Annotated in this window: 15 protein-coding genes; 14 read left to right on the forward strand and 1 reads right to left on the reverse strand. The window is 34.6% G+C overall.

Annotated elements, in window-relative coordinates; translation table 11 throughout:
* Window positions 1–48: 48 nt before the first annotated feature.
* The 12 genes from ACXR6G_RS18165 to ACXR6G_RS18220 all read left to right on the forward strand — a co-directional run bounded on the left by ACXR6G_RS18165 (window position 49) and on the right by ACXR6G_RS18220 (window position 14551).
* Window positions 49–3330 (forward strand): UvrD-helicase domain-containing protein, encoded by a 3282-nt coding sequence (locus ACXR6G_RS18165; RefSeq protein WP_458362875.1) that lies wholly within the window; start codon window positions 49–51, stop codon window positions 3328–3330.
* A 65-nt stretch (window positions 3331–3395) separates the two neighbouring features.
* Window positions 3396–4193 carry a DUF4339 domain-containing protein gene (locus ACXR6G_RS18170; protein WP_458362876.1) on the forward strand — a complete coding sequence of 266 codons (798 nt, stop codon included), beginning with the start codon at window positions 3396–3398 and terminating at the stop codon, window positions 4191–4193.
* A 107-nt stretch (window positions 4194–4300) separates the two neighbouring features.
* Entirely contained in the window at window positions 4301–4636 is a 336-nt protein-coding gene (locus ACXR6G_RS18175) for a hypothetical protein (RefSeq protein ID WP_458362877.1), read from the forward strand.
* Window positions 4637–4737: 101 nt separating this feature from the next.
* Entirely contained in the window at window positions 4738–9273 is a 4536-nt protein-coding gene (locus ACXR6G_RS18180) for a sacsin N-terminal ATP-binding-like domain-containing protein (protein WP_458362878.1), read from the forward strand.
* A 79-nt stretch (window positions 9274–9352) separates the two neighbouring features.
* Complete coding sequence (locus ACXR6G_RS18185) at window positions 9353–9736, forward strand: hypothetical protein (protein ID WP_458362879.1); 384 nt, start codon at window positions 9353–9355, stop codon at window positions 9734–9736.
* A gap of 14 nt (window positions 9737–9750) precedes the next feature.
* The gene (locus tag ACXR6G_RS18190; RefSeq protein ID WP_458362880.1) at window positions 9751–10659 is read left to right on the forward strand and encodes a PD-(D/E)XK nuclease family protein; all 909 of its coding nucleotides are present in this window, start codon (window positions 9751–9753) and stop codon (window positions 10657–10659) included.
* A gap of 58 nt (window positions 10660–10717) precedes the next feature.
* Window positions 10718–11494, forward strand: coding sequence for a hypothetical protein (locus tag ACXR6G_RS18195; protein WP_458362881.1), 777 nt, complete (start codon window positions 10718–10720; stop codon window positions 11492–11494).
* A 53-nt stretch (window positions 11495–11547) separates the two neighbouring features.
* A complete protein-coding gene (locus ACXR6G_RS18200) occupies window positions 11548–12216 on the forward strand; it encodes a hypothetical protein (RefSeq protein ID WP_458362882.1) in 669 nt (222 codons plus the stop codon).
* 94 nt (window positions 12217–12310) lie between these two features.
* Window positions 12311–13303, forward strand: a complete 993-nt coding sequence (locus tag ACXR6G_RS18205) for a hypothetical protein (RefSeq protein WP_458362883.1) — start codon at window positions 12311–12313, stop codon at window positions 13301–13303.
* A 58-nt stretch (window positions 13304–13361) separates the two neighbouring features.
* The gene (locus ACXR6G_RS18210) at window positions 13362–14138 is read left to right on the forward strand and encodes a DUF7663 domain-containing protein (protein WP_458362884.1); all 777 of its coding nucleotides are present in this window, start codon (window positions 13362–13364) and stop codon (window positions 14136–14138) included.
* A gap of 69 nt (window positions 14139–14207) precedes the next feature.
* Window positions 14208–14378 (forward strand): hypothetical protein, encoded by a 171-nt coding sequence (locus ACXR6G_RS18215; RefSeq protein ID WP_458362885.1) that lies wholly within the window; start codon window positions 14208–14210, stop codon window positions 14376–14378.
* Window positions 14379–14407: 29 nt separating this feature from the next.
* Window positions 14408–14551, forward strand: coding sequence for a hypothetical protein (locus tag ACXR6G_RS18220; RefSeq protein ID WP_458362886.1), 144 nt, complete (start codon window positions 14408–14410; stop codon window positions 14549–14551).
* A gap of 133 nt (window positions 14552–14684) precedes the next feature.
* On the opposite strand, the gene ACXR6G_RS18225 is transcribed toward ACXR6G_RS18220, so the two are convergent.
* Complete coding sequence (locus ACXR6G_RS18225; protein ID WP_458362887.1) at window positions 14685–15428, reverse strand: hypothetical protein; 744 nt, start codon at window positions 15426–15428, stop codon at window positions 14685–14687.
* A gap of 270 nt (window positions 15429–15698) precedes the next feature.
* On the opposite strand from ACXR6G_RS18225, the gene ACXR6G_RS18230 reads away from it, so the two are divergent.
* Entirely contained in the window at window positions 15699–18338 is a 2640-nt protein-coding gene (locus tag ACXR6G_RS18230) for a class I SAM-dependent DNA methyltransferase (protein WP_458362888.1), read from the forward strand.
* A gap of 56 nt (window positions 18339–18394) precedes the next feature.
* A complete protein-coding gene (locus tag ACXR6G_RS18235) occupies window positions 18395–18649 on the forward strand; it encodes a hypothetical protein (RefSeq protein ID WP_458362889.1) in 255 nt (84 codons plus the stop codon).
* The last annotated feature ends 91 nt before the right edge of the window (window positions 18650–18740 follow it).

Here is an 18740-nt window from a genome sequence, read left to right on the forward strand (position 1 = left end):
AGTCGTGAATTGTTAAGGACTATTAGCTAATGATATAAAAACAGAATCGTGAATAAAGAAGAATTTAAGGTAGAAACAGTAGCATTAAAAGGGAGCAACCTGATTGAAGCCAGTGCAGGTACAGGAAAAACATTTTCTATAGGTATTTTGGTGCTGCGTTTGATTCTTGAAAAAAACTTAAGTCTAAACAAGATATTGATGGTCACCTTCACTAAAGCTGCGGTGGCTGAATTAGAAATACGCATTCGTAAGTTTATTCGTGAAGCACAAGCTTATGCCCGAAATAAAAGCAACTGCGATAAAGTGATTCGTAGTATTGTTAAGTGTGCCATAAATACCTACGGGGAAGAAGTTGTTTTAACCCGTTTGCGCATGGCCAGTACAAGCTTAGACGACACGGCAATTTTTACGATTCACAGCTTCTGTCAGAAAACCTTAAATGAGTTTGCTTTCGAAACAGGACAGATGTTTGGTGCCGAGGTGATGGAGAATAGTTCTGCAATTATAAATGATGCTATTAATGAATATTGGCGACAGGACATAACCACTTTGCCTTCTGATCAGCTTCAATTATTAGTCGATGAGAATATATCAAGATCTGATATTGCAGAGGTTGTGTCTAAGGCTCTTTCTGGGAAATACTTTGTTTACAATAGGGAGTTGAATTTAGTTGAGGCATTCGGGAAATTTAAATCTCAATCGGAAGATACAGATAAAGCAATCAGCGATTTTGATAAAGAGTTTAATCATTCTGTTGAATGTCAACTGGAAAGTTTCAATAAAAATAAATCTGCCAATAATAATTTTGCAGATTTGTGTAATAACTCTATAAGGTTTAGAAATAATCTGTTAAAGAATAGGGGAACTAAATATGTTAATGATTGTTTTCCCAATCTTTTGGAATCTGCTTTGGCATGCCATGAAGCCCTAGAGAAAGGTAAGAATACAATCAATGAGATCAAGTACTTTTTGTATGGCCAGGCTATTGCTTCTACTAAGGAATATATCAGTTTTAAAAAACAAAATTTGAATGTATTTGCTTTCGATGATTTAATTCAGAATTTGGCAACCGCTGTTGAAAATGATGATGCCAACTTATTGAAAGGGGAATTACAAAAAAAGTATGAAGCCGTATTTATCGACGAGTTTCAGGATACAGATAAGATACAATACGATATTTTTAATAGCTTGTTTGAACAAAAAAGCATCCTCTTTTATATTGGTGATCCCAAGCAATCTATTTATGGATTTAGAGGAGCCGATATCGATACTTACAAGCATGCAGCAGCGCAGGTAGATAAAACTTATACCATGAGCCACAATTTTCGCTCAACTCCAAACATGCTAGCTGCCCTCAATGCCTTTTTTACAGCGACGAAGAATGCTTTCTGCGACGATAAAATCTCTTACGAAACCGTTCAGTCTGGAATGGATCTTCCTGAAATGAAATGTGAGGGAGGATTAGTCAATAATATGACTCAGACAATAGTTAAAAATAAGAATCAGATTCATTCTACCGTAGCTTCCGAAATATTTCATTTATTGACCAATGATTATAGCATAGCCGATAGGAAAGTAAAGCCATCGGATATTGCTGTTCTGGTGCGTACAAAAAAGGAAGGTGAAGCCGTAAAGGCAGCTCTTGGTAAAATGAATATTCCTTCTGTTACGATTGATGATTCTAAGGTGCTGCAATCAAAAGAGGCTCTCTTTATAATGTATGTATTGCAGGCTTGTTTAAGCCCCGACAAATCAAATATTAATAGAGCCTTATATAATCAATTTACGACCTTTAGTCATGCTGATATTTTGACCCTGGATGATGAGAGAGAATTAGAGCGTTTTAGAATGATTAAGGAAGCCTGGTTGAAAAATGGTGTATACGATGCACTCACCTTGTTTACCAGACTTTACAATCTAAGCTCAAACTTATTGAATAAGCAGAATGACGAAAGATCCCTGACCAATATATTGCAAATCATAGAATTGTTGCACAAGGCTGAAATCAATCAAACTCTTTCTTCCGTCGATTTAATTTCCTGGTTGCAACGCATGCTGGCAGGCGCAGATGAAAATGGTGATGAGTTTGTGCAAAGAGTAGAAAGTGACGAAGATGCAGTTCAAATTACGACCATACACTCTAGTAAAGGCTTAGCTTATAATATCGTATTCGCCCCTTATTTGGATATGGATTCTAAATACCAACACTATTTTTCGTTTATAGAATATAAAGACCCAAAGAGTGGAGCCTATTGTTTTTCACAATACAAAACAGATCAGGAAAAAGAATTATATACCAAGCAAACCGAACAGGAAAATCGCAGACTCATATATGTGGCGCTTACCCGTACTGTTTATAAAGCTTATGTTTATACCACCCAGAAAGGGAGTGTGAAAGATTTTATTGTCAGTGATTACAATTGTCCATACATCGAAAAACAAGAGCTTAAAGACTTTGATGGTGCCAAAATCAAACTTAATGGATCTGATCTTAAGCCTAAAGCTAAGGCGTTCTTAGGGCATATAGATTCATCATGGCGCATGCATAGTTTTTCAGCTCTCAATCGTCAGCATAAAACCTATCCGGTTGGCACTTGTGATTACGAAAATGAATATGATGAATTTATCTTTTCGAAACTGACCAAGGGGAATATAGCCGGTAATTTTTTACATGAACTTTTTGAAAATGCTGATTTTTCTCAAGTAGAATTTCAAAATCTTATTAAAGCAGTAGGCAAGAGTTACCCTTCTGTTTTTAACGAGGAATACATCAACCAGTACAATCAAATGATGATGACTGTATTGCATGCAAACTTATCGGAAGAGAAGCCATGGTGCTTGCAACAAACCGATAAGAAGAAGATGATTCCTGAACTGGAATTTTTCTTCGATATCAATGCGTTTACGCCAAAGGAAATTAATTTAATATGCGAAAAGGCAAGCGTTGAGGACAGCAGAATGCTCGAAGGTTTTATGACCGGATTTATAGATTTGTTCTTTGAGCACGAAGGGAAATACTATATCCTCGACTGGAAATCAAACTTCCTTGGTAATGCCTTAGACGATTATTCTCCTAAGAGACTAGATGAGGTGATGACCGATAACAATTACCATCTGCAATACCTAATTTATACCATTGCAGTAAAGCGTTATTTGGAAATGCGTTTGCCCGATTTTAATTACGAACGTGATTTTGGTGGCGTGTATTATGTGTTTCTACGTGGTTGCAGGGCAGGAGGCAACACAGGCATATTCTATGCCAAACCAGATAAAGAGATGATAGAAACAATGGATGATTTGTTTTTAGCTCCGCGATTTGTGGCGGAATAATATATAAAAGTTAAGTCAGATACTTATAAATATGAAGCAATATTAACAATACAATATATTTAGTCATGAATAAACAATGGTATTATGTCGAGAATGGAGATAAAAAAGGTCCATATCCGATAAATGAATTGAAAGGAAAAATTGAAAAAGAGACATTGCTTTGGTGCGAAGGCATGAGCGACTGGAAAAAAGCAGAACAGATTTCTGATTTTAAAAGCTTTTTTGAAATAATGCCACCTCCTGTACCCGGAAGCAAAGAAGCCAATGAAACAACTTATTTTCGTATAACTAGCAGTGTTTTTTCGGCATGGTTTTTTGCTGCACTTACTGTAATTATTTGCATTATTGAGCTTACCGGGCATGAGGATTGGAAGTATTACAGATTCGCATTTTTTTTAAGTGGAACCGCCCTTATTCGGGTATTTTTGGGCTTAAGGGGTTACTTCTCTAGAATACTCCAAGATAATAGTTTAAGTCGTACAATGGGATGGTTAATTGCAAGTGTGATACCTCTTTATTTAGGGATGTCATTTATGATGAAAGAGGGATTTGAAGACCGTATTTCAGAAGAAATGGGTATTGTTTTGTCCGTATTTGTATTAGCGGGCTTAATCATTCATGTTTATCAATTTATTCGATTAAGAATAAAGCTATCCAATCAAACAGGAGTGGGATTATACGAATTAAGGAAGTTTGCTACTTTGCAATTAGTTCTTTTCCCAATTGCATTGATTTTATCAATAGTTTATGGAGAAGAAAATTCATTCAGTATTATTGAAACTATAATCGAACTAATTCCGGTTTACTATTTAATTATTGGATTACAAAAAATAGAAGATCGAGTGGTTCCGAAAATTGCATAAAGACTACAAGACATTTCATTAATTATCGTACTCCGTCAGCTTATGGCGGAAGTGTGATTTAATATTGTATTTGGAAACTATTATTAACAGCATAAAACACAGAAATTATGGAAAGTATACAAGCTAAAAGACGATACACGAATGCGGAAATACAAAAAAGAATAGCCGCAGTTGCAGAAAAGTTGCCCAATGAGAAACTAGAGCTATTTCTAACTAGAGAGTATAGTTATGAAATATTTCGTGTAAGACTTCCTTTGTTCATAAGAATAGAAATGAATGCAGATAATGAGGCTAAGAAATCCATAAAAAAGGATCATAAAAATAACGATCGTTGGACCTGGAAATATAAATTCGACAGGGCTGGGTATAGTTATGCGATAACAAATGATTGGTATCCCCGTCATGACGAGTTTGTGAAAAAATGGCTGCAAGAGAACGAGTAGTACATTTGAAGAGGATTTAGTCTTATGTGAAATAAGTGTTTTGATAATAAGGTTGTTGAAGCATAGTATCTGATTTTAGAATCAATAAAAGCGAAGAGTACATGATTAGCCAGATAAATGACATTGTTCAAGAGAATAAATCTCTATTTAAAAGCGCAGCGCAAATGGTTGCATCTTATAATCGAGAGAGAGAAATATGTAAAGACTATAATGGAAGGCAACTGCTTGAATTGATACAAAATGCTGATGATGCCGGATCGGATTATATCACAATTTCTTTAGATACATTAAATAAGAGCTTAGTCGTTGAAAATGGGGGAGCTCCATTTTCATTGGAAGGATTTCGGTCTCTTTTAATTCCTAATTTGAGTAGCAAACGCAAAAAAATATTTATTGGGAACAAAGGTTTGGGTTTTAGATCCATTTTGAATTGGAGTAAGCAGGTTGTTGTTGAAAGTAAAGGGATCTCTTTGAGTTTCTCAAAAGAGAATGCAAGCAATAATTTCGAGAATATCCATAACGGTAAGTCAATGCAAATTCTTGATGAGTTTGATTTGGCTAGTCATGCTATTCCTTTTCCGTTTTTTGGAGTACCGGAAATTAAAGAGATTTCAAATCAGTCAAACTCTGAGTTTACCAAAATATCAATTGATTATCATTCACATTTGGAAAAAGATATTCTAGATCAGTTGATAGAGTTAAGAGAGGAGGTTTTATTATTCTTACCCCATATTTTTAAGATTCAAATATCTATTGATGGAGAACTGACATCTTTTTGTTCTGAAAAAAATGCAGATAAATCTGAAATAAAAATTAATGATCGATCTTGGGATATATATTCAGATGAAGGAAAGTTACCAGAAAAATATCGAGATGAAAATAAGAAAGAAGATGAATACTATAGCCTAAAATTAGCTGTTCAGGAATCTTTATCCGATAACTACTTCAAACTGTTTAATTTCTTCCCAACAAAAGTCGATCTGAAATTACCGATACTAGTTCATGGTACATTTGAACTTGACAGTTCCAGAAACCAACTTGTTGATTCAGATAAAAATAAGTTTCTGCTGGAGAAATTGGTGGAGCTACTGTTAAATACAATGGATGAGAAATTTTTGTCTTCATCCGATTGGAGCAAAATACGGTTTATTGATTATAAGGATAAAAACTCTGTGCTAGATAAATTAGGCTTATATGACATTCTTGATAGAAAGTTGGCTAGTTATAAAGTTTTTCCATGTGTTGATGGCGAATATCGATCTTTATCAGATATAAAATTTCATGGTAATGAGATCTCTGAGTTTATAATAGCCAATGATAAAGCTGAATTTTTTCCGGATCTATTGCTGCCGGTACCACAGGAGTGTGTTACATTTCTTGAACAAGTTTATCCTGATTTTAGAAACAGAAAATATGCTGAAGAAGAAATTATCTTTCGATCTAATTCTCTTGCAGATAATTTAAAATGTAATGTGCCTTTACTTTCAGATTGGATTTTTGCAATAAGTGAATTGTCTTCATTCGAGAAGTATTTTTCAATGTTAATTAACGATAGTCATGAAATTATTCCTCAAGAGAAAACAATATTTACACCTGAGACATCGACAGATGATTGCAAGGGAATCCAGGCACCTGATCATGTAGAGATCGACTTCATGAATAATGAATTATATCAATGTTTAATTGAAAGGTTTGGATTTTCTACTGAAAAAGATAAGGCCCGTGCTTTACAAAGGAAACTGAAAAGTGTCTTTCATATTCAATCATACGAGCCTTCACCAGTTTTAACCCAGATTATTAGTCAAACAAAAATATATGGTGATGAAACTGATATAGCAAGAGTTCAAAACATGTTGAGTTGTTTGTTTGATTTCTATCAGAGAAATAATGAGAATCTAAAAGCTAGTCAACTACGTTTAGATAATATTCCGCTAATCACTCTAAACAAATCTATTGGTTTTTCAAAAGATATGTTCTTATCCAAATCTTATCCAACGGGAATGAATAGAATTGATATTCTGGGTGAGATTTATTCCTTGGATGATCAGGTTTGTGACATGGATTCTCTTGGTTTAAAAGGAGATCTTGATAGTGTTGAGAAATTTTTAGTCGAATTTTTAGGTGTTGGAAGATATGTGAAAATTGTAGAAGAAAAGGATTCTGTTAACAATGGTTCATATTGGGGTTATTTAGAATTTGTTTTTCAAAAAAAAGGAAGACCTTCTGATTATAGAAGTTCTAAACTTTCATTTTTAAGAATAGAAAATTTAGATGTAATTACTTCTATTTTTAAGTCTAATCCAGATAAAACCGACTTGTTGAAATGGATCTTAAATGATGAAATAATTTGCCATTCATGCCTGTCAGACTCCGTGGAAGGATTCAGGTATAGTAAAGTTCGAGAGAAGGGCGATACTTATTATCATTCAATTCATGGTTTTCCTTCCTATATACTTTATCAGTTATACAAAGAAGAATACTTTAAGGATTATTTAATTCAGGATTTAGGTCTGAATTTTTTGAATACAATAACATTAGATTCTAATTTTGATAAGGCAAAAAAACACGATGTAAAGCATATACTTCACAAATTAGGGGCAGTTGAAGATTTTTCAGAATTAAGTATAGAGAGAATAAATGATATCATTTATCAGTTGCCTGAAAATGATGGAATTGGAAAATATGCTCAAAAAATTTATCGTTTAGCTGTTAAAAACTACGATGAAAATAAGCAAGCTTTATCAGATGTTGAAAATTTAAATTTATTGGCTTACAAAGGAAACGAAGTTGGCTATTTTGCTCGTGAAGATGTGTATTATGCCGATAATATACTACTTCCTAAAAAAATTGTTGATCAAAAACCAATATTGAAATTTGATAAGCGTGCAGGTGTTGGACGTGTAACAGAATTCTTTGGCATTAAGCCATTGAATCAGATTGATTTAGAGAATGTTAGTAAGGATATTTCTATAGAGGATAGTGATGTGTTGAATAATTTTATTGAGAAGATAAAACCATTTATTCTAACAGAAAGATTGCAAAAGGTGAAAGCAGGAGAAGAGAGTATTTCTGCTTTAAAAAAAATGGATATTAGGGTATGTCGTGAAATAAGCTGTGAAATTGATGGAGAATTTATTGAGTTCGATGACTATGATTTTATTGGTGAAACAGGTACAAATAACACGAGTGGATTTCTGTTTAAATATTCAGGTGCAATTGGTCATAAAATTCAAACAGATTCAAAGATTGCAGATACAATAGCTGAAATCATAAGCATTGTTTTTAAAGTAAATGAACATCGGGATTTTATTCGTTTTGTGCTTAGGAATGATTTTGAAGATTCAAGGTATTTCCTGACTGAGAAGTATGGTGAAGAAGCCATTCTTGAGGCTTATTCTTTACTAGGTGTTTCAGAACAAGAAAGAAAATTTTGGAAAAGAATATATTCATTGAAAAATATTAATTTTTCATTAGATGAAATGACTGATGTCCCATCGTTTTTATCAAGGGTAAAAACTGATCTGAATTTAAGTTCACTGCCAAGGAAAATAAATTACAGTAAGCTAGATGACAAATCAAATTTTAATAGATTTAAAAATCTGTTTCAAGAATTAAACCTTAATATATCGACCTTTAATGAGGATGGAAATGATACTAAAATTAATCTTTCCAGCTATCATTTACCGAATATCACTAATGTTATTTCTAAACTTCAGAATAGCTTTGAGCGAGTATTATGGATTGAAATGAATTCAGTAAATAAAGCAAGGCAGGAGTATTTTTTTCACACTATTGAAGAATTTAAAACTTTAGCGGATAAAATATGCTCTAGGAAGTTTCAGTATTCTTTTGATTGTAATTATGAAAATGAGATCATTGTACAGGTGCTTAGTGATTTTAAAATTGACCTTAAAATAAATCAAGAAGAAGGGGTAATGCCTTATGATAAGGTGTATAAAGAGAATTTAGAAGCATGTGGCATATCCAATATGCAGGTTAATGAATTACCTAATAATTTAAAAAGCCTTCTGTATTTTACCGATCTGAATGTGGCGTTAATTCAAGAGAATGTAGGTGTTGTTGAAGAAAAACTAGGCGAACAGGAGCCGTTTAAAGAACTCGATCAGCTTGAGATTCTTGATTTGACTGATTATGAATTTACTGGAAAAGGAAATTCTAATCATCACAAAATACCGAATAGACGAAAGAGTAAATCCAGACTTCATTCCAGACTCGATAATCAGAGAAAGAGTATAAATGGTCGTAAGGCCGAAAGAAGGGTGTACGTTTCATTAATCGAAAAATATGGGAAAGAGAATGTCGATTGGGTTTCTGGAAATTCTGAGGTAGGAACAGTAAGGGATGATAGTTTGGGCTATGACCTTAAATACAGAGATAAAATGCATGGTGATAAATTGACCTTTGTGGAGGTTAAGGCATTCCAATCAAATCATTTCTTTTTTACGGCTAATGAGTTCAATATTGCCAAAGAGTGTATCGATGATTACTTTATATTTCTTGTTGAGGAAAAAGAGATTAAGCGGATTAGTGCAAGAGACCTAATTATAGGAGAAAATTTAGAGAGTAATGAAAATTTTGAAATTGTAGCAGGTGAGTATGTCGTCTATCCTAAATAGAATCAATTAGTTGCTCTATTGTATTATAGAGGGATGAGTAACTCGATTAAAATCAAACATTTTTATTAAAAAATTATATATGCCAAAATCAGGAATACATATTGTGAAATTAAGGAATACCGAAGCTTTACCAATTAATGGAAATGCAGAAGATGCTTATGTGAATTGTGAAAATATTTACGTTGGGTTTACAATTAATTTCGAAAGTCGGAGAGCTAGATTTAACAGCACCTTTGGAAAAGAGAATGTCGATTTTATTCCAGTAGTTGAAATGGAAAAGTTGGACGGGCGAATGACTCCAATTTTAGAAGCCCTACAGGAGAACAGAATGAGAAGTCCTAGGAATAATAGTCCGCTAAGATGGTTGCAAGGAGTAAATGAAGCACAGCTTGTTAAAGCCATTCTAAGTAGTTTGAATAATCAAGATGATTCTTATCGAGTTGTTTACCCTAAGGGGAAATAGAATATACCATAGAAATGACAAACAATACAACACCCCGAAGAACTTTCATGGAAATATTGAAAGTGCACAACAAAGAGGTGCCAATGGCCAATTTGTTGGCCTATTTGTTCAAACCGAATGAAGAACATAAGCTGGGAACTACCTTTTTGGCTGCTTTATTGAACACCACTTGTTACGAAATTAAAGGGAACAGAGAAGATCAGGGAACAGCTTTGAAGGGAGCTTGTGTTATTCCTGCAGAGTTCTCTAATGAAACGTTTACACCAGTATTGGAGAACATAAAGGTAAGGACAGAAGTACCAACAAATGGTCAGGATAATGAGGAGAAACGAATCGATATTCTGATTGAGGCAGATAACTTTGTGGTCTGCATTGAGTTTAAGATTAATCATGATTTGGATAATCCTCTTGAGATTTATCAGTCTTATATGAAGGCGAATTATGAAGGCAAAGCTCAATATTTTATAGTAATAGCTCCTTATCGTAAAGAACCAATTGGTGAAGCTGAAAAGTATTTGAAAAGAAAAGTTGACTTTAAACTGGTTATTCTGAGCCACTTTATAGAACAAGTGAAATTACACTTGCCTGAAAATTATTCTCAGGAGAATCAATCGAATCCATACGCTCAATACTTTTTTGATTTTATTCAAACCATCGAGAATCGAAAGGTGAGAACCCAAATTGTTAAAAAATTGGAGGAGGTGAAGAATGAATTGAACCGCGTAGTAATTCCGTGCGACATTAAGCGCAAATGGAATGGAGGATATTTATTGATTCCTAAAAAAGGCTACAATTTAAAAGTACGCGTGACTGGTGAAAATTACCAAATTGAGAAATGGTCCTCAAAATCGCAAAAGGAAAAAGAGCAGACTAATGTGGAAGTCTCAGATATTGTAAGAATAGCAGGGCTAAAGATGTTTTAAGAAATAAGACAGATTTAGGAAATAAAAAAAAATAGAAACGAATTAACTATAGGATAGAATGGAATACAACGAAAAGCTAGATCAATTATTTGATAGATGGGAACAGGAAGCTAAGAGTAAGGGATTTAATGGTTTTTGCAGAGATGGCCTTTTGTATAAAGGAAAAACCAGGAGTACTATTGGTAGTGATAGTAAAACCTATTGGGGGCGAGCTTCAGGAAATGAAAATGAGCTATGGCACAATTCAAACAAGAAGATTGTCTTTTTAACTAAAGACACAAACTCAAATCCAAATCAAGATTATCGAGAATGGTTGGGACGCCAAGGAGAAGGAATTATAACTCATAAATTTTTCAAGAACATAGCGCTGTGGCTATATGGTTTAATTTCAATAGATGAGAAAGGAAACTACAGCCCATTTGAAGAAGCTGTAATTGGGGAGAATTACACACGCGCATTCGATGAAAATCCATTTTGTATTATCAATGCTAAAAAAGAATCGGGAAGTTCGACAATAGATAATGCCGATCTCTTGTATCATGCGAATTTATCGGCAACATTCTTAAAAGAACAGTTTGAAATTCTAAACCCAAATATTATTGTTTGTGGTGGTGGACAAGGAGCCGTTTTAAAAATAGCCAGAGAAATTATCTATCCAGAACTAAACTTTCAAAAAATCAACAATTGGATTTATTTCAATCCTGAAACTCAGAAAGTATTAATTGATAGCTATCACCCGAGTGCAATGATTAGTTATGATGAATTGTATTTGGGTATGATGAACTCATATAAGGATTTCCTTGCAAGAGAATTAGTATTTACTAGCGATGAATAAATTTACTATGTAGAGCCAATTTTAACTCCATTAGATATAAGCTTAAACAAACAATGAGAAACCCCTGGAGAAACTTAAATACCGATGTAACCAGCATACATCCATTGGATATGGAATTGGTGGAGGAATTTAATGCCATAGCAAAAGAAGAATGTAAATTCTGCAAAACGCTATTGCCAGACCCTTATATAGGTAGTTTAAAAGCCAATGTTTTGTTGTTGGCATTAAATCCTGGTTTAAGTGTTGAAGATTACGAAACACACGCCGATGAGAACTTTCGTTACCTCTACAAGCAAAACCTAGCACAAGTTAAAAGCGAATATCCTTTTTACTATTTAAACCCGGAATTGGATTGTCCAGGCTCTAAATGGTGGAGAGGAAAACTACGTTGGTTGTTAGATAAGGTGGATGAGAAGATATTGGCGCTGAACATTTGCTGTTTGCAGTTAATGCCATACCATTCGGTTCAGTTTAAGCAGCCAAAACACAATTTGCCAACACAGGAATACACCAAAGAAATTGTAAAATCATTTATTGAGAGAAATGCACCCATTGTATTCATGCGAAGTAAAACAAAATGGGAAGAATTGATCCCAGAGCTTAAAGATTACGAGAATACATTTGTTTTAAGGAACCCTCGAAACCCAACATTTAGTCCGAAGAATATGGGGGAGGAGGATTTTCAGACACTCATTTTAAAAATAGGACTTAGTGATGAGTGAATCTATTCGAGGCAGTTTTTTTGCCAGTCTTAAATTGTAACAGGTCATAAAGTATTTAAAACAAGTGTCATGTTTTTTTTGATATTTTAATAATATGTGGTTCGAAAAATTAGTAGGGTTTAAGGAAGATAATCCAGATCAGGTAAGATCCTATATAAGTGTAAAGGGAAATAAATTAATCTCGAGATTAAATTCGGCAGAATTCACTTTTGGTGAACTAGAAGTCTCCTCACTGGAAGATTTGAGAAATCAGGCTCCTGCTCTGGATAAATATAAATCTAAGATTAGAGTTGCCGAAGAGATTGGAGATGTTCAGGCGTTTCATCAAGATAAAGCAAATAATGGCGCCCTATTTCAGGCAGCTTCGCAGTTTAATCTTTTAGAAATGATTGGCCCTCATATAACGCCTGAATATGGAGTTGGAATCTACGAGAATGATCGCACTCAAGGTCCAGCATGTGCAATCGCATGTGGAGCAGGGACTATTTATAGAAACTATTTTGCCGAAGTAAATGGGCAAATAGGACAGTCTGCAAACAATCAGATTGACTGCCTTGAAGAAATAGGGAAAGAGCTAGGAAACGATACACAAGCTCTATGGGAAATGAAAAATGGTTATGCTTTAGCTAATTCAGAAGGCTTAAAAAACATTAGCGAACAAATTGAAAACAAATCAAAGCAGGAGTTCGAAGACTTAAAAGGCAAACTTAAAATCGGAACACAATGGGACACACAAGTTACCATTGGAAATACTGAAAATAGGGTGACACAAGCTTATTGTTCGGCCTTACCCGTAGCCTATTCATATTCAAACCCTGTTCTTTGGGAGCCATTTGCTCGACTTATTTTAGAAGCAACTTACGAAGCTACCTTTTATGCAGCCCTAATCAATTATGAAAAGACAGCAAACAATAGAGTCTTTTTAACTCTGGTTGGTGGCGGTGCTTTTGGAAATGAAATGGAGTGGATTACGGATGCTATTACAAATGCTATTAATAAGTTTTTTAACACACCACTCGATGTTAGAATTGTGAGCTATGGAAGCTCTAACAGGATGGTTAGAGAATTAATGAAAAGTGTAAACTAGAGTGATCATTAACGAACTCTTGCTCTTAGAATACATATAATAGCAAAAATACTGGACAATGTCAATACAACTTTTAGAGGATTTAAATGGTAATAATAATGGGAAACTTAAGCAGCTCATTAATCAATTAAAAAATGAACCTGAGCCTCGGCTTTGCTGGTATCCCTCTGGGGAGCGAGATTTTAGACCTTTGATGTATTTGCATCCATTGTTGCGTCCTTTGGAAAATGTAGATGGGCGTAGGCCTGCTCCGCCTGATATTTATATATATACTGGCTATTTTCCTAATCAAAGCTCAGGCTTTCTTGATACTGCAAAATTATATGACGATGGTAGAACCGTAATTACTGTTGAATCTATTGAAGAACTGCCTAAACTTGATATTGCTTTACACCCTGAAATATCCGAAGATTCTATTCATTCTCCAGCAACGAATCGTGTTTTCTTTATGACTATAAAAATCAAATGCAATCGTTTAGGTGAAATCACCTATCCCTTAATATATGCATTTGCCAATAATATTGCTTTCTGTGCTGAACGCTTAATTCCCAACAACGCTCTTATTAGTCACATTATTCATATCAAGCATAATGATTGTTTTCGAGGAGGTGGAAAAGCAACAGGTAGGTGGATATTGAATGTGCTTAAAATATTAAAATGCGAATGCTTTATATCTTTTAACAAATATCAAGAAGGCATTGAAGATGAAATAGTAAATAGACACTATCCAATTCTTGCAAATGATACTGATCTAGCCCAATTAGAACCGATTACGCCATCGGCAAAAGCCGGCTGGGGAAGTTTGGGAATTGTAAGTTGGTATTTGGTGTTGTAAACTAGAATTAATCTTTAAAAAAGTGAAGTATGAGTCATATGAACAAAACAGGTATTGATAAATAAAGCCATGAATATAAATGTCAGAAAAACCTTCATGGAGATTTTGAATGTGCATAATAAAGAAGTGCCAATGGCCAATTTATTGTCTTACTTGTTCAGACCGGAACAAGAACATCAATTGGGAACCACGTTCCTATTTGCCTTGCTTAATACGAGTTGTTATGATATTAAAGGGTAAGCCTGAGGAGTTAAAAGATTCAGGCTTATATGAAGAATAAGGAGTATAGCCCTCTTAAAGATAAGGCAGGCTTTGAGGAGATGAAACGGATTTTTGTATTGGCGCATTCTGATGTACGCATAATTTCAGATCGTTACATATCCATTATTAATATGATGGACATGAAGGATTGATTGAGATTAAATTGATTCCTTCGCTAATAACAATTAGATTGATGTTGTTGGTTTGGTTCTATTCAAAAAACATCTATCAATATAGGCTCCCAATGCAGGGAGCCTAACTAATTTTAAGAGGGTGCAAATTAGATTATAGCAGGTATTCTTTTACCAGATATTTCTCATTACAATTAATGATTTCCCCTTCCAATTCATTTCCATCGAGATAAGCGTATTGGAGTTTGTTGTTTGCGAATGCCTGTATAGGGTTTTCTGTTTCTTGAGGAAGGTTGCAGGTTGAAAAATAAGCTCTACCATTTTGCGATAAATATTCTCTCCGCTTTGCCATTTTGCCTTGGTTACCCATAGGGGTATGCATAGGGTTAAGCATAATGTGGGTATCTGCTAATATTTCCTCGAATGTGGTTTTAAGTTTGTGATCGTCTACTCTAAAATCCACTCGGTTATTATCGTTTTGGTAGTTTCTTAGTAGATTAAGTTCTCCACACATTAAAGTCCTAATTTTGTTTCCTTTTACCTTTAATAATCGATTTTTTTCTAACTCATACAGCAATTCTTTCAGGCAAAGTGGATTATTATTTACTTCTTTTGATTCAGAAAAAAGTTGTCGTGTGTAGCAGTTTTCAATTTGTCCTTTTCTTATTCTGAAGAGACAATTTTCCATCCAGTTACTGATGCCTTTAACTTCAAATAGTGCCGTTGAGTTTCTTGAATCTAGTTTTGTAGCAAGTTTGGCTACATCTCGGGATGTATCCAACGTGTGTCCTGGGTAAAGGATAAGATCAGCATTTGATCGATTGTAGATCTCTGCTGTTAATTGGGTTTTTATAGAGGGAGAGAGGTTTTCTAAGTAGGAAACTAATTGTATGTTCACGATTTTAGTTTTTTGTGAGATATAAATCTAATATGTAAACTTTAATAAAAGAAATTCATATTGGTTTCTTTTGTTGAATTTATGTGAAGAGAAGGTGACTTTTGAAAACTTACCCCAGTATTGACAGACTTGACACACCTAATTTTGTTCCATTTTTATTACATTGCGAAGTCCTGTTGTATAAACAATAAGAAGATTATAGATTCGTAATAGAATTGAAACTTCAGGATTAGCATAGATGTGTTTTTAGATAAGGAATAAAAGACGAAAATGAATATAACACTCATACAAGACAAGCTTCAGAAATTGATTAAGAAATTATCAAAGGATAGCTTTATATACGATTTGTTATTGGCTTATGATCTGCCAAAATCAGGAGTGACTCTTTTAAGAAAAGGCAATAGAAATATGTCTAAAATTGTGGGGGAGGTGTCTTGGAAGAAGAAAGTGTTTTTTAAAGAAATTCAGGATGCTGATTTGCATCTCAGCATCTCTGATCTCAACGAATCTCTAAAACAGGAGGAGCGTTTTGTTATTGTTACCGATTTCAAAACCCTTTTGGCTATTGATACCAAAAACCAAGATAAGCTCGATATTGATTTTAAAGATTTGCCCAAACATTACGATTTCTTTTTGCCCTGGGCAGGGATGGAGAAGGCCAAACATCGCGATGAAAATATTGCAGATGTTAAAGCTGCCGATAAAATGGCAAAGCTTTTCGATGAGATTAAAAAGGATAATCCTGAAGACTCACCAGACTTTGTTCATGGCTTGAATGTCTTTCTTTCACGTTTGCTCTTTTGTTTCTTTGCCGAGGATACCAACATATTTGAAGAAAATCAATTTACCAATGCCCTAGATGCGCATACCAAAGTTGATGGTAGCGACTTAGCTAATTGGTTCGATACTTTTTACGAAGTACTGGATACCGATAATAAAAAGAGAAAAAACTTACCAGCATACTTAGATGCTTTCCCCTATGTAAATGGCAGTTTATTTAGCAATAGGCACGACTTGCCTGTTTTTACAAGAAGAGCACGACAAGCCATTATAGATGCGGGATCACTGGAGTGGAAGGATATAAATCCTGATATTTTTGGATCGATGTTTCAGGCAGTAATTGGAGCCGATCAACGAGGAAGCTTAGGTCAACACTACACCTCGGTACCTAATATAATGAAAGTGATAGAGCCTCTTTTCCTAAACGACTTGTACGAAGCTTATAAGAAGGCTAAAGGTGATTCTGAGAAAACAATTGAACTACTCAACCGCTTAGCTAAAATAAAGATATTCGACCCTGCCTGTGGTAGTGGTAACTTTCTGATTATAGCCTATAAGGAACTACGAATATTGGAGATGAAAATCTTTAAAGAAAGTGGTATGATGGCTCTATCAGGCATAACACTTTCACAGTTTTATGGCATTGAGCTTGATGACTTTGCTCACGAAATTGCGACACTAGCTCTCTGGTTGGCAGAACACCAAATGAACGTGGCATTTTTTAATGAATTCGGAAAGACTAACCCTACTCTCCCATTAAAAGAGGCGGGTCATATCGTACAAGCAAATGCTTGTCGCATAGATTGGGAAGTGGTTTGCCCGAAAGGTAAAACGGCCGCTGAGCGGAGTCGAAGCGAAGTGTATATTTTGGGGAATCCTCCTTTTTTAGGGGCAAGAAATCAAAATAATGTACAAAAAGAAGATGTTTTATTTGCACTTCAAAATGTTCTAGGAAAGAACAGTTTAGATTATATTTCTTGTTGGTTTTTTAAAGGGAGTAATTACATTAGAAATTTAAATGCTAAATGTGGCTTTGTATCCACAAATTCTATTTGTCAAGGGCAACAGATTGAACTGTTATGGCCTTCAATTCTGCGTGATAATATTGAAATAGGTTTTGCTCATCAAGCTTTTCGTTGGACAAATAATGCTCGAAGCGCTGCTGTTGTCGCTGTGGTTATCATAGGTCTTCGAAATCATAATTCTGAAAGGAAAAACATTTACACTAAAAATTCAATTTTAACAGCAAAAAATATTTCACCTTACTTAACTGATAACAGAAATGTATTTGTTAAAAAGAGAAATAAACCTTTTGGAGAAGTCCCTAGGGTGGTTTATGGTAATCAAGCTATTGACGGGGGGTTTTTGACTCTTAGTAATGAGGAAAAAGAGGACCTCTTGTCTAAATTTCCTAATGCTCAAAAATTTGTTAGAAGACTATTCGGAGGTAGTAGCCTAATGAAAGGGGAAGTACAGTGGTGTGTATGGGTTAATAAAGATGATTTAGAAGAGGCTGAATGTATTACTCCTTTGAGAGAAAGATTTGAAAATGTTAGAAAGTTTAGGGAAGGTGGTGGTCAAGTAGCTAAATCATTGGCAAATATTTCATATAGGTTTAGATATATACATGAACCAGTAAAACATACTACTATGATGCCTCAAACATCAAGTAGTAAAAGGGAATATTTACCTGTAGATATAAAGTTTGGAAAAATTCAGACGCTTCATTCAGTTCAAGTTATTTACGATTCGGAATTATATATCACAGGGGTTATTATGTCCAGAATCCATTTTTTATGGGCAAAAGCTATTGCTGGAGGTATTAAAACAGATATTACTTATTCAAATTCATTATGCTATAATACCTTCCCTTTCCCTCAGATATCCACCCAACGTAAAAATGAAATCACTCAATGTGTATTCCGTATATTGGAAGAGCGAGAAAAGCATTCTGAAAAAACCATGGCACAACTTTACGATCCTGATAAAATGCCCGAAGGCCTGCGCGAAGCGCATCGATTGAATGATTTGGCTATTGAGCGATGTTATCGCTCTAAGCCATTTAGCAGCGACGAAGAGCGATTGGAATATCTTTTTAAACTCTACGAAAAAATGATTGCCGAAGAGTAAAGAACAAGGCACTTTGTTTGCCAAAGAAAAGGAAACTCGAAAAAAGAGAACTTAAGATGACAGACAACAAGCAACAAAACATCATCATTTACAATACCGTCGATGGAAAATCAGCTGTATCGCTTTACGCCAAAAATGGCATGTTGTGGATGAATCAAAATCAGCTCGCTGAACTTTTTGACACCTCAAAGCAAAATATCAGTCTGCACATTAAAAATCTTCTGGCAGAGAATGAGTTGCACGGCGATTCAGTTGTCAAGGATTACTTGACAACTGCCGCTGATAGTAAAGAGTCTAATGTCTTATTTTGATGTAATAGAGGCGAACATACAGGGTTTGAAAGAATTGGAAGATCAATTAAAAAGCAGAAAGTTAAAATAACGTACTACAAAACAAAGTCAT

The organism is Ancylomarina sp. YFZ004 (genome assembly GCF_054254355.1).

Excerpts from the sequence above, each read along its gene's own strand:
- ACXR6G_RS18170 (WP_458362876.1), top strand. The coding sequence starts at position 3,396 with ATGAATAAACAATGGTATTATGTCGAGAATGGAGATAAAAAAGGTCCA.
- ACXR6G_RS18175 (WP_458362877.1), top strand. The coding sequence starts at position 4,301 with ATGGAAAGTATACAAGCTAAAAGACGATACACGAATGCGGAAATACAA.
- ACXR6G_RS18180 (WP_458362878.1), top strand. The coding sequence starts at position 4,738 with ATGATTAGCCAGATAAATGACATTGTTCAAGAGAATAAATCTCTATTT.
- ACXR6G_RS18185 (WP_458362879.1), top strand. The coding sequence starts at position 9,353 with ATGCCAAAATCAGGAATACATATTGTGAAATTAAGGAATACCGAAGCT.
- ACXR6G_RS18190 (WP_458362880.1), top strand. The coding sequence starts at position 9,751 with ATGACAAACAATACAACACCCCGAAGAACTTTCATGGAAATATTGAAA.
- ACXR6G_RS18195 (WP_458362881.1), top strand. The coding sequence starts at position 10,718 with ATGGAATACAACGAAAAGCTAGATCAATTATTTGATAGATGGGAACAG.
- ACXR6G_RS18200 (WP_458362882.1), top strand. The coding sequence starts at position 11,548 with ATGAGAAACCCCTGGAGAAACTTAAATACCGATGTAACCAGCATACAT.
- ACXR6G_RS18205 (WP_458362883.1), top strand. The coding sequence starts at position 12,311 with ATGTGGTTCGAAAAATTAGTAGGGTTTAAGGAAGATAATCCAGATCAG.
- ACXR6G_RS18210 (WP_458362884.1), top strand. The coding sequence starts at position 13,362 with ATGTCAATACAACTTTTAGAGGATTTAAATGGTAATAATAATGGGAAA.
- ACXR6G_RS18215 (WP_458362885.1), top strand. The coding sequence starts at position 14,208 with ATGAATATAAATGTCAGAAAAACCTTCATGGAGATTTTGAATGTGCAT.
- ACXR6G_RS18220 (WP_458362886.1), top strand. The coding sequence starts at position 14,408 with ATGAAGAATAAGGAGTATAGCCCTCTTAAAGATAAGGCAGGCTTTGAG.
- ACXR6G_RS18230 (WP_458362888.1), top strand. The coding sequence starts at position 15,699 with ATGAATATAACACTCATACAAGACAAGCTTCAGAAATTGATTAAGAAA.
- ACXR6G_RS18235 (WP_458362889.1), top strand. The coding sequence starts at position 18,395 with ATGACAGACAACAAGCAACAAAACATCATCATTTACAATACCGTCGAT.